Consider the following 16,323-nt stretch of genomic DNA (forward strand, 5'->3'; position numbering starts at 1 on the left):
ATTGCGCCAGATGCTGGCAGAGTGCCTGCCCCTTGCGCGCCCGCGCTGGGGGCATGTCACAAGGAGTCAGTGTGAAAATCAGGATCATGGCAGCGCTTGCCAGCAGCCTCTTGCTCGCCCAGTGGGCCCACGCCCAGGACATCTCCACGCTCTACCAGTCTTACGAAGACAAAGGCCGTTCCACCTTGAGCATGGATGAGCTGAACAAGCCGGTGCGCTTCGACGCAGTGGCACTGGGTGTCAGCAGCAGCTTGAACGGCACGCCGGTGCTGGCGGCTGGCAACGACGACGGCTATGAACTGGCCCGCCTGATCGGCGCCGACCCGGCCCAGGTGGCGCTGATGAAAGGCATGCGCACGGGGCAGAAGATCGCTGCCGAATGCGTGTTGCAGTTCACTTCCGGCAGTGACTTTCTTGCCTTCAACCAATGCACATTCAACTGAACAAGGATGTTTCCATGAAAACTTCGCTTCGCCTTATCGCCCTGGCCGGCAGCCTGGCCGCCTGCTCCGTTTCGGCCGCCGAGGCCGACCAGGTTGCGCTGCTGACCAGCCTGGTCAAGTGCCAGGCCAGCTCGCAGCAGGTGGCGCAGTTCAACAAGATGCTCGATGACGAGCAGCTGACCCTGACCAAGGACGAAGCCCATACCCCTTGGGGCGGCGCGGCCTGGCAGGTGAGCCCGGCGCTGAGCATCAACGGCGTTACCTCGGCCACCGTGGTGATGACTGACCGCTTCAGCTTCTTCCTGCAATCGGCCACCAGCACGCCACAGGCCGACGCGGCCAAGCTGGCCAGCAGCCTCAAGCTGGAAAAGACCCTCGATACCGACGGCTACGTCGACTATCAGCGCAAGCTCGACAGCAAGGGCGCGCTGCGGGTGGTGTCCACTGAAGACAAGAACAGCGACCTGTACGTCGGCTGCAGCTACCCGCAGGGCTGAGGCCGGAAAGAAAGGCCCGGGGTTGCCCGGGCCCTTTGCCAACGCGCGGGTGAAGAAAGACCAGATGCTGCCCAGGTCAGTGGGAAAGTGCCTTGAGCACGTGGTCTGGATCGTTATGGATGGCCCGCAGCAACGCCTTGGCAGGGCCGGCAGGTTCGCGGCGCCCTTGTTCCCAGTTACGAAGCGTGGCCACCTGCACGTCGATCATTTCGGCGAAACGCACCTGGGACAGGCCTGTGGCCTTGCGGATTTCCCTGACCTGCAGGGCATCCACCACAAACTGCCGGGATGGCTGACGTTTGCCTTGGATGATTTCATCCATTTCTACAACGCTATCCATCAACTCATCGAAGAAACGGCTCATGGGCGCCTCCAGTTCTTGATCACATTCCCCAGTGCCTTGCGTTGCTCCATGGACAGATCGAGTTGTTCATTTTTGGGGTAGATGAAGAGCATCGCTATCTCTGAAGCATTGATGAAGTGGTAGTAAATCACCCTTGCTCCACCACGCTTGCCATGGCCTCTGGCGGCAACACGGATTTTGCGCAGCCCACCCGTGCCCTCGATCAGGTCTCCCGCATCGGGGCACATGAGCAGGCGCAACTGAAGCAATCGGTAGCTTTCATCATCAAGCAATTCGGTAGCACGTCGGGTGAACGCTGCTGTTTCGGTGAAGAGCATAGCAGGGTGTGCGCCACTGGCGTAGTTGATGTCGCATCAACGTTACGCAAAGAATGAGTTGACCTGCTGCGGCAGGAGGAATGGCCAGCCTACCCACAATCCAGTGAGTGTCAGGATCATCTCTTCTCGTTTGGCTGTAGTCCCTTTCCTTATTTGCTCCCGGCCTCCCTGCGCACCCGGTTACGCCACACCCGATACGCCCGGATCCCCGCCCGCACTGAGCCAAACAGCAGCTTGTCTTCCATCTCCCTGGCCATCCCCGAGCGCACCAGCATGCGCAGGAAGGTGCCCCGTGCGCGGGCGATGGCGAAGTGGATGCCTTGGGCAGCCAAGGTGTCGCGTACTTCGCGCAGGGCAGCGATGCCGGTGACGTCGATACTGGTCACCGCTTCTGCGTCGAACAGCACCACCTGGGCCTTGTCCACCCCCTGCACGGCCTCCAGCAGGCGCATCTTGAAGTAGTCGGCGTTGAAGAACAGGATCGCGTCATCGAAGCGGTACACCACCAGCCCCGGCACGGTGCGCGCGTCCTTGTGCTGGCGCACGTCCACCTGGCCCTCGATGCCCGGCACCCAGCCCAGCACGGCGTCGGTGGGTTGGTAGATGCTGTACAGCAAACGCAGAATCGCCAGGGTCACGGCGAACACGATACCCGGCAAAACGCCCAGGCCGAGCACGCCGACCGTGGTCAGCAGGCACAGGCAGAACTCGAAGCGGCTGAGCTGGTAGATGGTCTTGAGCGACCTTACGTCGATCAGCCCCCAACCGGCCATCAGCAGCACGGCGCCCAGGGCTGCCTGGGGGATCCAGGCCATGGGGGCGGTGAAGAACAGCAATATCAAGGCGATCACCAAGGCGGCGATAATGCCCACCAGCTGGCTCTTGCCGCCGACCATGTCATTGACTGCGGTGCGCGAGTCGGCGCCGCTGATGGCAAAACCCTGGGAGATGCCGGCAGCCAGGTTGCTCACCCCCAGAGCGACGAATTCGTGGTTGGCGTTGATCGCGTAGCCGTGCCGCGCGGCAAAGCTGCGGGCGGTGAGCATGGCGCTGCAGAAACTGATGGTGGCGATACCCAGGGCGTCGCGCAGCAGGCTTTTGGTCTCCGCCAGGTTGCTTTGTGGCCAGGCCAGCTCCGGGATACCCGCCGGCACCGGGCCGAGAATCGCCACGCCAAAGCGGTCCAGGCCGAACAGCCCGGCCAGGGCGGTGAACACCACCACGGTGACCAGTGCCGCCGGCAGCCGTGGGTAGCGGCGCGGCAGCCAGATCAGCAGGCCCAGCCCGGCCAGGCCGATCAGCAGGGTCAGCCAGTGGATCTCGCCCAGGCGTTCGAGGAAATTGACCACGCTGAGGATGAACCCGTCACCCTCGATCTTGAACCCCACCACCTTCGACAACTGCCCGGCGATCAGGCTCAGGCCGATGCCGTTGAGGTAGCCGATGAGGATCGGCCGCGAGAAGAAGCTGGCGATGAACCCGGCCCGGGCCACGCCGGCGGCGATCAGCATCGCCCCCACCAGCACGGTGACGATCACTGAAAGTTCGGCGATGCGGTGTGGGTCACCCATGGCCAATGGCGCCACGGCGCCGCCGATCATGGCGCAGGTGGCGGCGTCGGGGCCGACCATCAACTGCCGTGAGCTGCCGATCAGGGCATAGACGATCATCGGCAGCACGCAGGCGTACAAGCCGTACTGCGGCGGCAGGCCGACGATCTGCGCGTAGGCGATGGCGATGGGGATCTGGATGGCGGCCACCGACAAGCCGGCCTGCAGGTCGGCGTGGAACCACTCGCGGCGGTAGTGCAGCAGGTTGGCCAGGCCCGGTAGCCAGCGGGAGAGAAACATGGGCAGTCCTTTGGATATGTTTCGACAAGCGTAGGGCGTTTATGCGCGCAAGCCGTCTGGCTGGCAAGTGCGGCGTGGCCGGGCATTGAAATCGATCGGCGAGAGGGCGGCCATGGGCCAGATCAATGTAAGGAGGCAGAAACGAAAAAAGGAGCCTTTGGCTCCTTTTGACAGCGATGACGTTAATTGAACGTCATGCGGGGAATGCAATGTGGAGCGGGTAGAGGGAATCGAACCCTCAACTAAAGCTTGGGAAGCTTTCGTTTTGCCACTAAACTATACCCGCGTCAGCGCACGACTTTTTACCAGAACTCCCCTCAAAATAGAAGCCCAGGTTATAAAAAAAGCTGGTCGGCGCCCTGCTGCCTGCGGGTGGGTGGGGCAGCAAGACGCCGATGCGCTCAGATGGCCAGTGCATGCTGCCCCTGTACAGGTGTGTAGCGTTGACGGGGCTGGCGCACGGTCGGCTTGAGGAAACCAAGCATCACGCTGCGGGTATCTTCACAGGCGCCCTTGTGCTCCATGTCGAGGAAGTGGCCGGCATCGCGTATCACGCTGAAGTGGCTCTGCCCCACGTGCTGGCTGAACTGGCGGGCATCTTCGACGGTGGTGTACTCATCACGGTCGCCGTTGATGAACAGCACCGGGATGTCGATGTTGCGTGCAGCCCGCAGCGCCCGCTCCAGGTCGTGGTCGAGCACCTGGTTGATGTGGAACAGCATCTGCGTGTATTCGTGGCTGTCCAGGCTGCTGACATGCCGGTAGTTGAAGCGCTTGAACAGCGACGGCAGGTACTTGCCGATGGTGTCGTTGACCAGGTTGCCCACCTGGTAGCGGTCGCAGGCGGCCAGGTACTGGCAACCGCGCTCCAGGTAGTCGCGCATCGGTTCGTTGATCACCGGCGAGAACGAGCTGACGATGGCTTTTTTCACCCGCCGTGGCTGGTGCGCCAGCGCCAGCAACCCGCAGGCTCCACCCCAGGAGAACGACATCACGTGGTCGGCCTGGAAGTGCTCGATCAGCTCAAGGAGGATGTGCGCCTCGGTCTCCTTGGTGAGCAAACGCTCCTGGCGGTTGTGCGGCTTGGACTTGCCGGCATACGGCTGGTCGTACAGCACCACGTTGAATTGCGGGTGCAGGTTGCGCACCGTCTGGGCAAATGAAGCCGTCGTGGCCAGCGAGCCGTTGATCAGGATGATCGTCTTTTCGGCGCCTTCTGCGCGATGGAACTCCGTGTAAACCCGGTACTGCCCTTGGATATCAAGTACAGCGATTTCTGGCCTCATGTCGTCGACTCCTGGCGCAAAAAGGGTATTCGCGTCACCTAGGGTGCACGTGCTTTATGACAGGTAGGCATTTGCCTGGAAGTGAAAGCGGTGGGCCCTTGTGTCGATCCTTGACGCTTGTGTCGACGGTATTGTTGTGGCGGGCGATCTGCCGTGCCCCAAGGCATCGAGACCCTGGGTGGCCGGCAAAAAGGTGTCTTGGACTACGGCTGTGACTGTTGGGTCACATGCAGACCGACAAGTGAGCAGTCAAGCAGTGGGTACGGGGTCGCGCAAGTGCCGTTGAAGGGATTTTTTGCCGGCGGTCGTGTAGTGCGGGTGCGGGGTGGCTACCCAATCGTTTGCGCGGGAAGTGGCGTGGTTGAGGCCTCGGGCGCCGCCCCTGCAGGAGCCGGCTTGCCGGCGATGAGGCCGGCGCAGGGAAATGCTGTTTCAGGCCAGGCCCTATCGCCGGCAAGCCGGCTCTCATAGAACAAACTACAACTCATTGATTTAGCAGGGGCCTGTGGGAGCGGGCTTGCCCGCGAACACCGGCGAAGCCGGTGCCAGACACCGCGTCGCCTGTTTCGCGGTGGTCCGGCACTCCGGCAAGCCCGCTCCCACAGGTACCGCGGCGGGCTCGTGCCCAGTTCTCTGCGCGACAGCGCAGCCCGAAGGGCTGGGTGATCTCCTACAGAGGGATACGGGGCGGTCAGACGGCTGCGATCTCTTCACAGCTCAATGCCCTGAAAGCCCCAGGCGCCAGTTCAGGGTCCAGCGCGATCTGCCCCATGCTCTCCCGGTGCAGCCCCACCACCTTGTTCTGGAAGTGCCCGAACATGCGCTTGACCTGATGGTAGCGCCCCTCGACGATCGTCAGCCGTGCTTCGCGCGGCCCGAGGATGTCCAGCCGGGCAGGCTGGGTGGTGAGGTCTTCGAAGGCGAAGTACAGCCCCTCGCGGAAGGTGTCGACGTAGTGCGCGCCGATCTCGTCCTCGGTGTGCACCCGGTACACCTTGGGCAGCTTGGTGGCCGGCTGGGTCAGTCGGCGTGACCACTGGCCGTCGTTGGTCAGCAGCAGCAACCCGGTGGTGTTGAAGTCCAGGCGCCCGGCGATGTGCAGGTCGTCGCGTAGCTCGGCTGGCAGCAGGTCGAGCACGGTGCGGTGCTCGGGGTCGCGGGTGGCGCTGACGCAGCCTTGCGGCTTGTGCAGCATCAGGTAACGCGCCGGGCGGCCGGCCTGCAGCAATTGTTCGTCCACCTCCACCCGGCTGAACTCGCGCACCTCGTGCAGCGGGTCGGCGGTGGCCACGCCATCCACGCGCACACGCCGTTGCACCAGCAGCAGGCGCACTTGCTGGCGGTTGTAGGCAGGCAGGTTGGCGAGGAAGCGGTCGAGGCGCATGGCGGCAGGTCGGCAGGAATCGGCGCGCAGTCTAGCGGATTGCCGGCCGCTGCGCTGCCTTGAGCTGCTCGTCCACCTGGGCGCAGCGCGGGCACAGGCAGGCCTTGTCGCGCAGCTCGGCGGGCAGGGCTTCGAGCACTGCCGGGTCGATGCTCACCTCGAAGCACCAGCAGCCGCGCGCGGCCGTGCGTGGGTCGGCCAGGCCGCACTGGTTGGTGGCACCGCAGGCGGGGCAGAGGGTGGTATCAGGCATGCTCGGTTCCGGGTGTTTCGCTGCAGACGCGGTTGCGTCCGCTTTGTTTGGCGCGGTACAGCGCGTGGTCGGCGCGGGTCAGCAGGGCGTGCAGCGAGTCGCCGCGTTGCAGGCCCGACAGGCCGATGCTGACGGTCAGGCGCAGCGGCTGGTCGGCGTAGCTGAAAATCAGCTGTTCGGTGCGCCGGCGGATCTTCTCGGCCACTTCGATGGCCTGGCGGCCCTCGGTTTCACGCAGCAGCACGATGAACTCCTCACCGCCCCAGCGGCAGAGTATATCGGACTGGCGCAAGCTGCCCTGCAGCACATTGGCGAACTGGCGCAGCACTTCGTCGCCGGCCAGGTGGCCGTGGGTGTCGTTGAGCGCCTTGAAGTGGTCGAGGTCGATCAGCAGGGCCACCAGTGGCGCGTTGTCGCGCTGGGCCTCGATCAGCGCCTGGCCGGCCAGCAGGTCGAAGCTGCGGCGGTTGGGCAGGCCGGTGAGGCTGTCCAGGGTGGCCAGCGCTTCGGCGTTGGCCTGGTGGCGCCTGACCATGGCACCCAGCAGCGACAGCACCACCAGGGTGATCATGGTGCAGATGGCCAGGTTCAGGTACAGCGACTGGCGAATACGGTCCAGGGCTTCGGTTTCGCGCTTGTCCACCAGCAGGTACCAGTCAAGCTCCGGCAGCAGGCGCACGTTGAGAAAATGCGCATGGCCCTCGCTGTCCTTGTATTCATGGCTGCCGGCGGTCGGCGTCGGCAGGCGGCTCAGCAGGTCCTGCCACTGGTCGCTGTCGGCCAGTTGCTGGCCAGCACGCAGGCCGTGGGGGCCGCCGCCGGTGCCGGTCAGCACGATCTTGCCCTGGCTGTCGGTGAACAGTACTGCCCGCTGGTAACGCCGCTGGTAGTCATCGATCAGCCTGACCACCGATTCCACGCTCAGGCCCACGCCCACCGCGCCGATGAAGCGCTGCTGGTAGTCGAGCACCTGGTGGTTGATGAACACGGTGAGCTTGTCCTGGTTGGCCATGTCCAGGTCGACGTTGATTTCGTAGGGCTGCTGCAGGTTGCGCAGGCGAAAGTACCAGGCATCGCGCCAGGCGTCGGGCTTGACCTGCTTGAGCACGCCCTTGGCCTGGTAGTAGGTGAGGGTGCGGTCGGAGACGAAAAAGCTGGTGCAGGTGTTCTGGGTGTCCATCACCTCGCCGAGGTAGCGGGTGATGCGTTCCGGGTTCTGCTCGCCGGCCAGCACCCAGTCACGCAGGAAAGTGTTCTGCGCCATCATCGCCGAGATCTGCACCGGGCGGATCAGGTCTTTCTGGATCTCCGAATACACCGTGTCGGAGGTCAGTGGCAGCTCGGTGTTGACGATGCCGTCGCGGATCGCCCCGCGCGAGGCGTAGTAGCTCAGCAGCGAAGTGGCCAAAAAGCCGCTGGCCAGCAACAGCAGCAGGGTGAAGATCAGCGAGCGTTGCGAAAACAGGGCGGAAGGCGAGGGCATGATCGTCCCGTGACATGTGCCAGAGGTCACATTCTAGTGAGATGACCGGGAAATGACTGCATGTTTTTCAGGGTTATACGAGCTGTTTCAAATTGTTGCCGAAATGGCACTGAACCCTGGCTCGGATGTCTTATCTGGTGTCGGTGATCGCATTTCCGCCGATGCCTGTCAGCGCCGCTGACCCGGGCACCCCAGCGGTCCAGGAGGCCGCCATGTACCCACGAATTCTGATCATTGTCCTGCTGGGGCTTTTGACCTCTGCCTGCGCGCCTTACTACGAGAGCGACGGCTATTACCGCAGCGACTATTACACCAGCGACCGCTACGTGTACCCAGGCTATTACCGCCAGGACCGCTATTACGTGGCGCCGCAACCGCGTTACTACTACCAGCCCGCGCCGCGCTACTACCAACCTGCACCGCGCTATTACCGGCCGGAGCCTGCCCCGCATTACCGCCCGGGCCCGCCCCCGGGCAGGCCGGCGCAGTGGCAGGGCAACCCGCGGCATGACTACGGCAACCGCCAGCGCTATGACTATGGGCGTGACCGGGATCGCAACGACTATCGCAACAACAACCGGGGAAATAGCCAGGGTGATCGCTGGCATTCCAACGGGCAGGGCAACCAGAACCGTGGCCCCGGCAACGGGCGGGGCGGGGACCGCAACTGGCAGCGTTGAATGCAATGTGTGCACAGCTCATACCCTGTGGGAGCGGCTTTAGCCGCGAAGCAGGCGGCGCGGTGGATGGCACCGGCTCTGCCGGTGTTCGCGGCTGAAGCCGCTCCCACAGGCTCCCATTGAATCAGCAAGTCATGCGCAGTTCCGTGGGAGCGGGCTTGCCCCGCGATGCTTTCAACCCAGATCGGCCAGCGGGTGCCGCCCGTCCCACACCTTGCTGAAATGCGCCTGCACCACCGCAGCCGGCACCTGCGCCACGTCCGGCCAGTGCCAGTGTGGGGCGTTGTCCTTGTCCAGCAACCGGGCGCGCACGCCCTCGCTGAACTCAGGGTGACGGCAGCAGTTCAGGCTCAGGGTGTATTCCATCTGGAACACCTGCGCCAACGACAGGTGCCGGGCCCGGTGAATCTGCTCCCATACCAAATGCGCAGTCAGCGGGCAGCCTTCGTGCAGGCGCTTGCCGGCATCGGCCAGCAACGGGTCGGCATGCCGGGCCAGGCCGCTGAGGGCGCGCCAGGCTGCCATCGGGTCGGCCACGTCCAGCATCTCGTCGATGATTGCGCGCCGCGCCAGCCACTGCCCTTCGGGCAGCTCGGCCCAGGCGCGGTGCTGCTCGGCCTTGAGCAGGCTGTTGAGTTGCAGTGCGGTCTGCTCCTGCCAGTTCAGCTGCAGCAGCTCATCGATCAGGGCTTCCTGTTGCTGCTCGCCCAGAAAACGGTCGGCCAACCCAAGATCGAGGGCGTCGCGGGCGTTGATGGGGGCGCCGGTCAGCCCGAGGAACAGCCCGAGCTTGCCGGGCAGGCGGGCGAGGAACCAGCTGGCGCCGACGTCCGGGTACAGGCCGATGCTGATCTCCGGCATCGCCAGCCGGCTGCTGGGGGTGACGATGCGGATTGCTGCGCCCTGCAACAGCCCCATGCCGCCACCCAGCACATGGCCATGGCCCCAGCACAGCAGGGGCTTGCGGTAGGTGTGCAGGCGGTGGTCGAGGCGGTATTCGCTGGCAAAGAAGCTGGCCGCCAGCGCCGGCACGCTGCCGGGTTGTTCGCGGCAGGCCTGGGCCAGGGCGCGTACATCGCCGCCGGCGCAAAAAGCCTTGGCGCCGTTGCCGCGCAGCAGTACGCAGACGATGCCGGGGTCGCGGGCCCAGGCGTCGAGCTGCTGGTCGAGCTGCTCGATCATGGGCAGGGTCAGGGCGTTGAGCGCCTTGGGGGCATCCAGGCTGGCGATGCCGATGCGGGCGCCGTCGGCGCCGGTGAGTACCTCGCAATGAATGGACATGGACTACCTCGCGCAAGTCGTCCCACCAGTATGGCCGGCGCCGGCAAAGCTGCCGGTCGCCGGTCGCCTCGATTGACAAGCCGGCCCAGCTTTCCTAGTGTCGCGCCACTTTGTTTCCGGACCGCCCCATGACCGACGACGACCGCATCAAGCTCGAACCCAGCTGGAAGGCCGCCCTGCGCGCCGAGTTCGACCAGCCTTACATGCACCAACTGCGCGAGTTCCTGCGTGGCGAGTATGCCGCCGGCAAGGAGATCTACCCGCCGGGGCCGATGATCTTCAACGCCTTGAATTCCACGCCGCTCGAGCAGGTAAAGGTGGTCATTCTCGGCCAGGACCCGTACCACGGCCCGGGCCAGGCCCACGGCCTGTGCTTCTCGGTGCAGCCGGGGGTGCCCACGCCGCCGTCGCTGGTGAACATCTATAAAGAGCTGCAGCGCGACCTCAACCTGCCGATCCCAAGCCACGGTTACCTGCAAAGCTGGGCCGACCAAGGCGTGTTGATGCTCAACACCACCATGACCGTGGAGCGTGCCAATGCAGCGTCCCATGCCAAGAAGGGCTGGGAGTTCTTCACCGACCGGGTCATCCAGGTGGTCAGCGAGCAGTGCCCGAACGTGGTGTTTCTGCTGTGGGGCGCCCATGCCCAGAGCAAGCAGAAGCTGATCGACGCAAGCAAGCACCTGGTGCTCAAATCCGTGCACCCGTCGCCGTTGTCGGCTTATCGCGGGTTCTTCGGTTGCGGGCATTTCAGCCGGGCCAATGGCTTCTTGGAGCAGCGTGGGATCGCGCCGATTAACTGGGCGGTGCCGGCCTTGTAGGCCCTATCGCCGGCAAGCCGGCTCCTACAAGGTACTGCACATGCCTTGAGAGCAGTGCAGTACCCGCAAGAAGGCGACGCAATATTACGAGCTGGCGTTCCAGCGCCTGAAGAACGGCTCGGCCAGAAACAGCACGAACAGCAAGCGCATCACCTGCAGTGCGGTCACCAGCGGCACCGACAGTTGCAGGGTCTCCGCCGTCAGGCTCATCTCGGCAATACCGCCGGGCATCATGCCCAGGGTCAGCGAACGCAGGTCCAGGTGGGTGAGCAGGCTCAGCGCCCAGGCTGCTGCGGCGGCAATCAGCATGCACAGCGCGGTGGCCAGCAGGGTGCGGCCGAGGAAGGACGGCGCGCGGCGGAAGAACGCACGGTTGAAGTGGCAGGCCAGGCCGCTGCCGATCAGCCACTGGCCGATCTGGCTGGCGCCGTCGGGCAGGCCGATCTGCAGGTTGCCGGCCAGGCTTATGCTGGCCGCCACCAGCAGCGGGCCGAACAGCCAGGGGTTGGGTTGGCGCAAACGCTGCCAGAGCAACGCCACCGCCACGCCCAGCGGGGCGATCAGTGCCAGCCAGCCCCAGCTCACGCTACCGGCATGGTTCAGCGGCACGCCATCACCCAGCAGCAGCTTGAACAGCGCCGGCACGCACAGCACCACCGCCAGTACCCGCAGGCTTTGCGCTGCCGCCACCTGGCTGAGTACCGCGCCGTTGCGTGCGCCCAGGTTGACCATCTCGCCCGAGCCGCCCGGCATGCTGGCGAAGAACGCCGTGGCGCGGTCCTCGCCGGTGCGCCGCAGCAGCCACACGCTGATCACGCTGGAAAGCGTGGTGAACAGTGCGCCGAAGAAGATCAGCGCGAAGTGGCTGGCCACCTGCTCGATCACCGCCGGGGTGAAGTGCAGGCCGATGCCGATGCCGATGATCCATTGCCCGCACTTGCGGCCATTGGGGATTTCACTGAGCTGCCAGGGCGTGAGGCAGCGCACCAGGATGATCGCCAGCAGCGAGCCGACCATCCATGGCAAAGGCCAGCCGACCTGGCTGGCGGCAAAGCCGCCGGCCAGGCCGACCAGCCCGGTGGCCCAGAACAGGGGCAACGACCGATCAGGCATCGGCCAGGGCCCGGCGCTGCTGGGCACGTTTGCGCCAGATGCGCAGCAGCGGCAGGCTCAGCATGCACACCACCAGGGCCCACACGCCCATGCTGATCGGGCTCGCCCAGAGAATGCCCAGCTCGCCGTTGGAGATCGACAGCGCGCGGCGCAGGTTCTGCTCCATCAGCCCGCCGAGGATGAAGCCCAGCAGGATCGGCGACAGCGGGAAGTCCAGCTTGCGCAGGATGTAGCCCATGATGCCGATGCCGACCATCAGGAACAGGTCGAAGGTGGTGGCATGCACGGCGTACACGCCGATTGCGGTGATGATGGCGATCACCGGCACCAGCGCCCAGTTCGGCACGGCGAGAATGCGGGTGAAGATGCGGATCATCGGGATGTTCAGGATCACCAGCATGATATTGGCGATGAACAGCGAGGCAATCAGGCCCCAGACGATGTCTGGTTGCTGTTCGAACAGCAGCGGGCCGGGGGTGATGTTGTACAGGGTCAGTGCACCGATCATCACTGCAGTGGTGCCCGAACCGGGTACGCCGAGGGTCAGCATCGGCACCAGGGCGCCGCAGCAGGAGGCGCCGATGGCGGTTTCAGGCGCAGCCAGGCCACGGGCATCGCCCTTGCCGAACTTGCCCTTTTCGCCGGCCATGCGTTTTTCGGTCATGTAGGCTACGGCGCTTGCCAGGGTTGCGCCGGCACCGGGCAGCACGCCCATGAAGAAGCCCAGCAGGCCGCAACGGATGTTCACCGCGAACACCGAAGCCGCTTCCTTGAAGTTGAACAGCATGCGCCCGGTGGCCTTGACTGCCATGTGGCCATGGTGGGTCTTTTCCAGCAGCAGGAGGATTTCGCTGATGGAGAACAGGCCCAGCACCAGCACCACGAACTGGATACCGTCGGCCAGGTGCACGCTGTCGCCGGTGAAGCGGTACACGCCGCTGTTGGCGTCGATGCCGACTGCCGACAGGAACAGCCCGATCAGCGCGGCAATGAAGGTTTTCAGCGGCTTGTCGCCGGCCATGCCGCCGAGGGCGACGATGGCGAACACCATCAGCACGAAGTATTCCGCCGGGCCGAAGGCAATCGCCCATTTCGCCAGTAGCGGGGCGAACAGCACCATGCCGCAGGTGGCGATGAAGGCGCCGATGAACGAGCTCCACGCCGACAGCGACAGGGCAACGCCGGCCAGGCCCTGGCGGGCCATGGGGTAGCCGTCGAGGGTGGTCATCACGGTGGAGGCTTCACCGGGGATGTTCAGCAGGATCGAGCTGATTCGCCCGCCGTATTCGCAGCCCAGGTACACCGCGGCCAGCAGGATCAGCGCCGACTCCGGCGGCAGGCCCAGGGCGAAGGCGATGGGGATCAGCAGGGCCACGCCGTTGATCGGGCCCAGGCCTGGCAGCAGGCCGACCACGGTGCCGATCAGGGTGCCGCACAGGGCGGTGACCAGGTTGTAGGGGCTCAGGGCGACGCCGAAGCCCTGGCCGAGGTAGCTAAAGGTATCCATGTGTCAGTTCTCCAGTACGCTCAGCAGGCCAAGGGGCAGGGGCACGTCCATCACGCGGTCGAACAGCCAGTAGAGGAAGATGCTCATGCCCACCACGACGATGGCGGAGTGCAACCAGCGCCCGCCGTACAGGCGTGCCATGGGCAGGCCGACGAGGATCGCGCTGAGGATGAAGCCCAGCGCTTCGAAGGTGGCGGCGAAGACGATCAGCAGGCCCACGCAGGCGGCGATCTTGATCAAAGTTTCGCGGTCCAGCTCCGGCTCATCGTCCTTGCGCACGATGGGCGTGGGGCGGATGGCCAGGTACAGCAGGCCCAGGCCCATCAGCCCGAGCATCAGCAACGGGTAGGCGCGCGGGCCCACCGGTTCATAGGAAAACGCGGCCTGGTAAGGCCAGGCCATCACCGCCAGGGCGGCGCAGACGGCCAGCAGGACCAGGGCGAAGATACGTTGCAGGATCATTGAAGAAATCCTCATGGTTCATCGACATGACGCGGTCCCTGTGTAGGAGCGGCCTGGTGTCGCGAAAGGGCTGCGAAGCAGCCCCGGCAGTTGACGCTGCGAAGCTGCAACCCTGGGGCCGCTTCGCGCCCCTTTCGCGACACAAGGCCGCTCCTACAAAGAGCGGCGCGGAAGGCTTACTGAATCAACCCGAATTCCCGAGCCAGGGCCTTGTAGTCAGCCACCTGTTTTTTCACGTAGCCGTCCAGCTCTTCACCGGTCATGGCGAACGGGAACAGCTCGCGCTGGTCACGCAGCTTGGCGAAATCTTCCGAGGCCAGCATCTTGTCGAACGAGGCCTTCCACCAGGCGTAGTCCTCGTCGCTGACCTTCGGCCCCAGGTAGAAACCGCGGACCACCGGCCAGACGATGTCGTAGCCCTGCTCCTTGGCGGTGGGGATGTCTTTCATCTCCGGCTCGTCCAGGCGCTTTTCCGAGAACACCGCGAGGATGCGCATGTTGCCGCTCTGGATGTGCGGCATGGAGTCGGAAATGTCGGTGGAGCCGACCTGGATGTGCCCGCCCAGCAGTGCGGTGGCGATCTCGCCGCCGCCTTCCAGGGCTACGTAGCGCAGGTCGCGCGGGTTGATGCCGGCGGCCTTGGCAATCAGGGCGGTCTGCATCCAGTCCTGGCTGCCGACGGTGCCGCCGGAGCCGATCACCACCTTGCTCGGGTCTTTTTTCAGCGCCGCGACCAGGTCGTCGAGGGTCTTGTAGGGCGAATCGCTCTTCACCGCGATGGCGCCGTAGCTGGTGCCGACCGCTGCCAGCCACTTGACCGCGTTTTCGTCGAAGCGGCCGAACTTGCCCTGGGCCAGGTTCAGCAGCGAGCCGCTGGACCAGGCTACCAGGGTGCCGGCATCGCCCGGGCGCTGGGCGACCACGGCGTTGTAGGCGACCGCACCCACGCCGCCTGGCATGTAGGTGACGCGCATCGGCTTGCTGAGGATCTTTTCCTGCACCAGGGCGCTTTGCACCAGCTTGCAGGTCAGGTCGAAACCGCCGCCGGGCGAGGCCGGGGCGATGCATTCAGGGCGTTTGGGTTCGGCGGCCAGGGCGTTGCCGGCCAGCAGCAGGCAGCCGGTGGCGAGGGCGAGGCGGCGCAGTGAAAAGGTCATTGTCGGTCTCCGTGAGCATTGTTGTTATGGGTGGCGCGAGTGGCTTACCAGAGGGCTACGCTGTAGCTCACCAGCAGCCGCACTTCGTCGGCATCGCGGGCGAAGTTGGAGCGGAAGGTGGCGTTGCGCAGGCGCACGGCGACGTTTTTCAACGGGCCGCTTTGTACCACGTACTTCAGTTCGGTGTTGCGTTCCCACTCCTTGCCCTCGCCACCGGCGGCGCGGCTGACGTTGTCGCCGTTGATGTAGCGGGTCATGAAGGTCAGGCCGGGTACGCCCAGGGCTGCGAAGTTGTAGTCGTAGCGCGCCTGCCAGGAGCGCTCGTCGGCACCGGCGAAGTCGTTGATCTGGACGAAGTTGACCAGGTACGGGTCGGCGCCATCGACATAGGGGAAGGCGCTGTCGCCGCTCAGTTGCTGCCAGCCGGCGCTGAGTTTGTGCCCGCCCAGGCCGTAGCTGAACATGCTGCTGAAGGTGGTGTTGTCGATGCGCCCGGCTTTTGCAGAGCCTGCCTCGTCGCTGATCGCCAGGCGCAGGTCGGCGCCGAAGGTGCCCGGGCCCCAGGGCTGGGTAGCGAGCATGCCGATGAAGTGCTGGCGGTAGATGTCGTCAAGCTGGGCGAAGTGGTAGCTGCCGGTGATGCGGTCGGTGAACTTGTAGTCAAGGCCGGCCAGGCTCAGGTTGTCGGCGCTGAAACTGCCACCGAAGCGGCCGTTCTTGTTGTTCAGGGCCAGCTCTTCCCAGTTGCTGTCGTTGCGGTCCTTGGCGTGGTCCAGTCGCCCGCCGGTGAAGGTCAGGCCCTTGATTTCCTGGGAGGTGAGCAGGCCGCCTTCGAAGGTTTGCGGCAGGATGCGCCCGTCGTTGGGCTGCAGGGTCGGCAGTTCGGGGATCAGGGTGCCGATCTTCAATTCGGTCTTGGAAATCTTCACCTTGCCGGTCAGGCCGAGCTTGGAATACTCGTTGGCGGCCCGGCCATCGTCATGGGTGGGCAGCAGGCCGGTGTCGGTGCGGTCGGGGCTGGAGTCGAGCTTGATGCCCATCATGCCCAGCGCGTCCAGGCCAAAGCCCACGGTGCCGTCGGTGTAGCCGGACTCGAAGTTGAGCATGAAACCCTGGGCCCATTCGTCGCGCTTGGATTGCTGCGCGCTGGTGCCGTCGCGGAAGTCGCGGTTGAAGTACATGTTGCGGGTTTCGAAGGTGGCCGTGCTGTCTTCGAAGAAGGCGGCCTGGCTCAGCGGGGCGACACCGGCAAGCGCGAGGGCGCTGGCAATGGCGGACGGGCGTGCGGACAGGGAACGGGTAGGCGCGAACGCCTGAGGCTGCGATGACAGCATCGGGATGACTCCGTTTATTGTTCTTATTCGTTGCACCTTGCTGGTGCTTTTTTCGGCGCGTGGCGCGACCGTGGTGCGATGCTAGGTAACG

The 16,323-nt window shown here is 64.7% G+C and carries 17 protein-coding genes and 1 tRNA gene; 4 read left to right on the forward strand and 14 right to left on the reverse strand.

Going from position 1 to position 16,323, the window contains the following annotated elements; translation table 11 throughout:
* Positions 1-71 precede the first annotated feature (71 nt).
* The gene (locus tag ACI2KK_RS05280; RefSeq protein ID WP_404668143.1) at positions 72-443 is read left to right on the forward strand and encodes a hypothetical protein; all 372 of its coding nucleotides are present in this window, start codon (positions 72-74) and stop codon (positions 441-443) included.
* A gap of 14 nt (positions 444-457) precedes the next feature.
* Positions 458-940 (forward strand): hypothetical protein, encoded by a 483-nt coding sequence (locus ACI2KK_RS05285; RefSeq protein ID WP_404668144.1) that lies wholly within the window; start codon positions 458-460, stop codon positions 938-940.
* Between the two features lie 76 nt (positions 941-1,016).
* On the opposite strand, the gene nadS is transcribed toward ACI2KK_RS05285, so the two are convergent.
* The 8 genes from nadS to ACI2KK_RS05325 form a co-directional block, all read right to left on the reverse strand.
* Entirely contained in the window at positions 1,017-1,304 is a 288-nt protein-coding gene (nadS, locus tag ACI2KK_RS05290) for a NadS family protein (protein ID WP_404668145.1), read from the reverse strand.
* Positions 1,301-1,621, reverse strand: a complete 321-nt coding sequence (locus ACI2KK_RS05295) for a type II toxin-antitoxin system RelE/ParE family toxin (RefSeq protein WP_404668146.1) — start codon at positions 1,619-1,621, stop codon at positions 1,301-1,303. Before ACI2KK_RS05295 ends, nadS begins: the two co-directional genes overlap by 4 nt.
* A gap of 149 nt (positions 1,622-1,770) precedes the next feature.
* Positions 1,771-3,471 carry a SulP family inorganic anion transporter gene (locus ACI2KK_RS05300; RefSeq protein WP_404668147.1) on the reverse strand — a complete coding sequence of 567 codons (1,701 nt, stop codon included), beginning with the start codon at positions 3,469-3,471 and terminating at the stop codon, positions 1,771-1,773.
* Between the two features lie 212 nt (positions 3,472-3,683).
* Positions 3,684-3,757, reverse strand: a tRNA-Gly gene (locus ACI2KK_RS05305).
* Between the two features lie 115 nt (positions 3,758-3,872).
* Complete coding sequence (locus ACI2KK_RS05310) at positions 3,873-4,757, reverse strand: alpha/beta fold hydrolase (protein ID WP_404668148.1); 885 nt, start codon at positions 4,755-4,757, stop codon at positions 3,873-3,875.
* A gap of 691 nt (positions 4,758-5,448) precedes the next feature.
* Positions 5,449-6,141 carry a 16S rRNA pseudouridine(516) synthase gene (locus ACI2KK_RS05315; RefSeq protein ID WP_404668149.1) on the reverse strand — a complete coding sequence of 231 codons (693 nt, stop codon included), beginning with the start codon at positions 6,139-6,141 and terminating at the stop codon, positions 5,449-5,451.
* 31 nt (positions 6,142-6,172) lie between these two features.
* Positions 6,173-6,394: a cysteine-rich CWC family protein gene (locus ACI2KK_RS05320; protein ID WP_404668150.1), complete on the reverse strand. Its 222-nt coding sequence runs from the start codon at positions 6,392-6,394 to the stop codon at positions 6,173-6,175.
* Positions 6,387-7,877, reverse strand: coding sequence for a diguanylate cyclase (locus ACI2KK_RS05325; protein ID WP_404668151.1), 1,491 nt, complete (start codon positions 7,875-7,877; stop codon positions 6,387-6,389). The genes ACI2KK_RS05320 and ACI2KK_RS05325 overlap by 8 nt, the downstream gene beginning before the upstream one ends.
* A 212-nt stretch (positions 7,878-8,089) precedes the next feature.
* Between ACI2KK_RS05325 and ACI2KK_RS05330 the strand changes: the two genes are divergently transcribed.
* The gene (locus ACI2KK_RS05330) at positions 8,090-8,557 is read left to right on the forward strand and encodes a hypothetical protein (protein ID WP_404668152.1); all 468 of its coding nucleotides are present in this window, start codon (positions 8,090-8,092) and stop codon (positions 8,555-8,557) included.
* 174 nt (positions 8,558-8,731) lie between these two features.
* Here ACI2KK_RS05330 and ACI2KK_RS05335 read toward each other — a convergent pair whose 3' ends face one another.
* A complete protein-coding gene (locus tag ACI2KK_RS05335; protein WP_404668153.1) occupies positions 8,732-9,838 on the reverse strand; it encodes an enoyl-CoA hydratase/isomerase family protein in 1,107 nt (368 codons plus the stop codon).
* Between the two features lie 128 nt (positions 9,839-9,966).
* On the opposite strand from ACI2KK_RS05335, the gene ung reads away from it, so the two are divergent.
* A complete protein-coding gene (gene ung, locus ACI2KK_RS05340; RefSeq protein WP_404668154.1) occupies positions 9,967-10,659 on the forward strand; it encodes a uracil-DNA glycosylase in 693 nt (230 codons plus the stop codon).
* An 84-nt stretch (positions 10,660-10,743) separates the two neighbouring features.
* Here ung and ACI2KK_RS05345 read toward each other — a convergent pair whose 3' ends face one another.
* From ACI2KK_RS05345 to ACI2KK_RS05365, 5 genes are all read right to left on the reverse strand, one after another.
* Positions 10,744-11,772, reverse strand: a complete 1,029-nt coding sequence (locus tag ACI2KK_RS05345) for an AbrB family transcriptional regulator (RefSeq protein ID WP_404668155.1) — start codon at positions 11,770-11,772, stop codon at positions 10,744-10,746.
* Entirely contained in the window at positions 11,765-13,279 is a 1,515-nt protein-coding gene (locus tag ACI2KK_RS05350; protein ID WP_404668156.1) for a tripartite tricarboxylate transporter permease, read from the reverse strand. Before ACI2KK_RS05350 ends, ACI2KK_RS05345 begins: the two co-directional genes overlap by 8 nt.
* Positions 13,280-13,282: 3 nt before the next feature.
* Entirely contained in the window at positions 13,283-13,741 is a 459-nt protein-coding gene (locus tag ACI2KK_RS05355) for a tripartite tricarboxylate transporter TctB family protein (protein ID WP_404668157.1), read from the reverse strand.
* Positions 13,742-13,917: 176 nt separating this feature from the next.
* A complete protein-coding gene (locus tag ACI2KK_RS05360; protein WP_217842036.1) occupies positions 13,918-14,898 on the reverse strand; it encodes a tripartite tricarboxylate transporter substrate binding protein in 981 nt (326 codons plus the stop codon).
* Between the two features lie 44 nt (positions 14,899-14,942).
* The gene (locus tag ACI2KK_RS05365; RefSeq protein WP_404668158.1) at positions 14,943-16,232 is read right to left on the reverse strand and encodes an OprD family porin; all 1,290 of its coding nucleotides are present in this window, start codon (positions 16,230-16,232) and stop codon (positions 14,943-14,945) included.
* Positions 16,233-16,323 lie beyond the last annotated feature (91 nt).

This window comes from Pseudomonas sp. NPDC089406, from assembly GCF_044900265.1.
Classification (GTDB): Bacteria; Pseudomonadota; Gammaproteobacteria; order Pseudomonadales; family Pseudomonadaceae; genus Aquipseudomonas; species Aquipseudomonas fakonensis.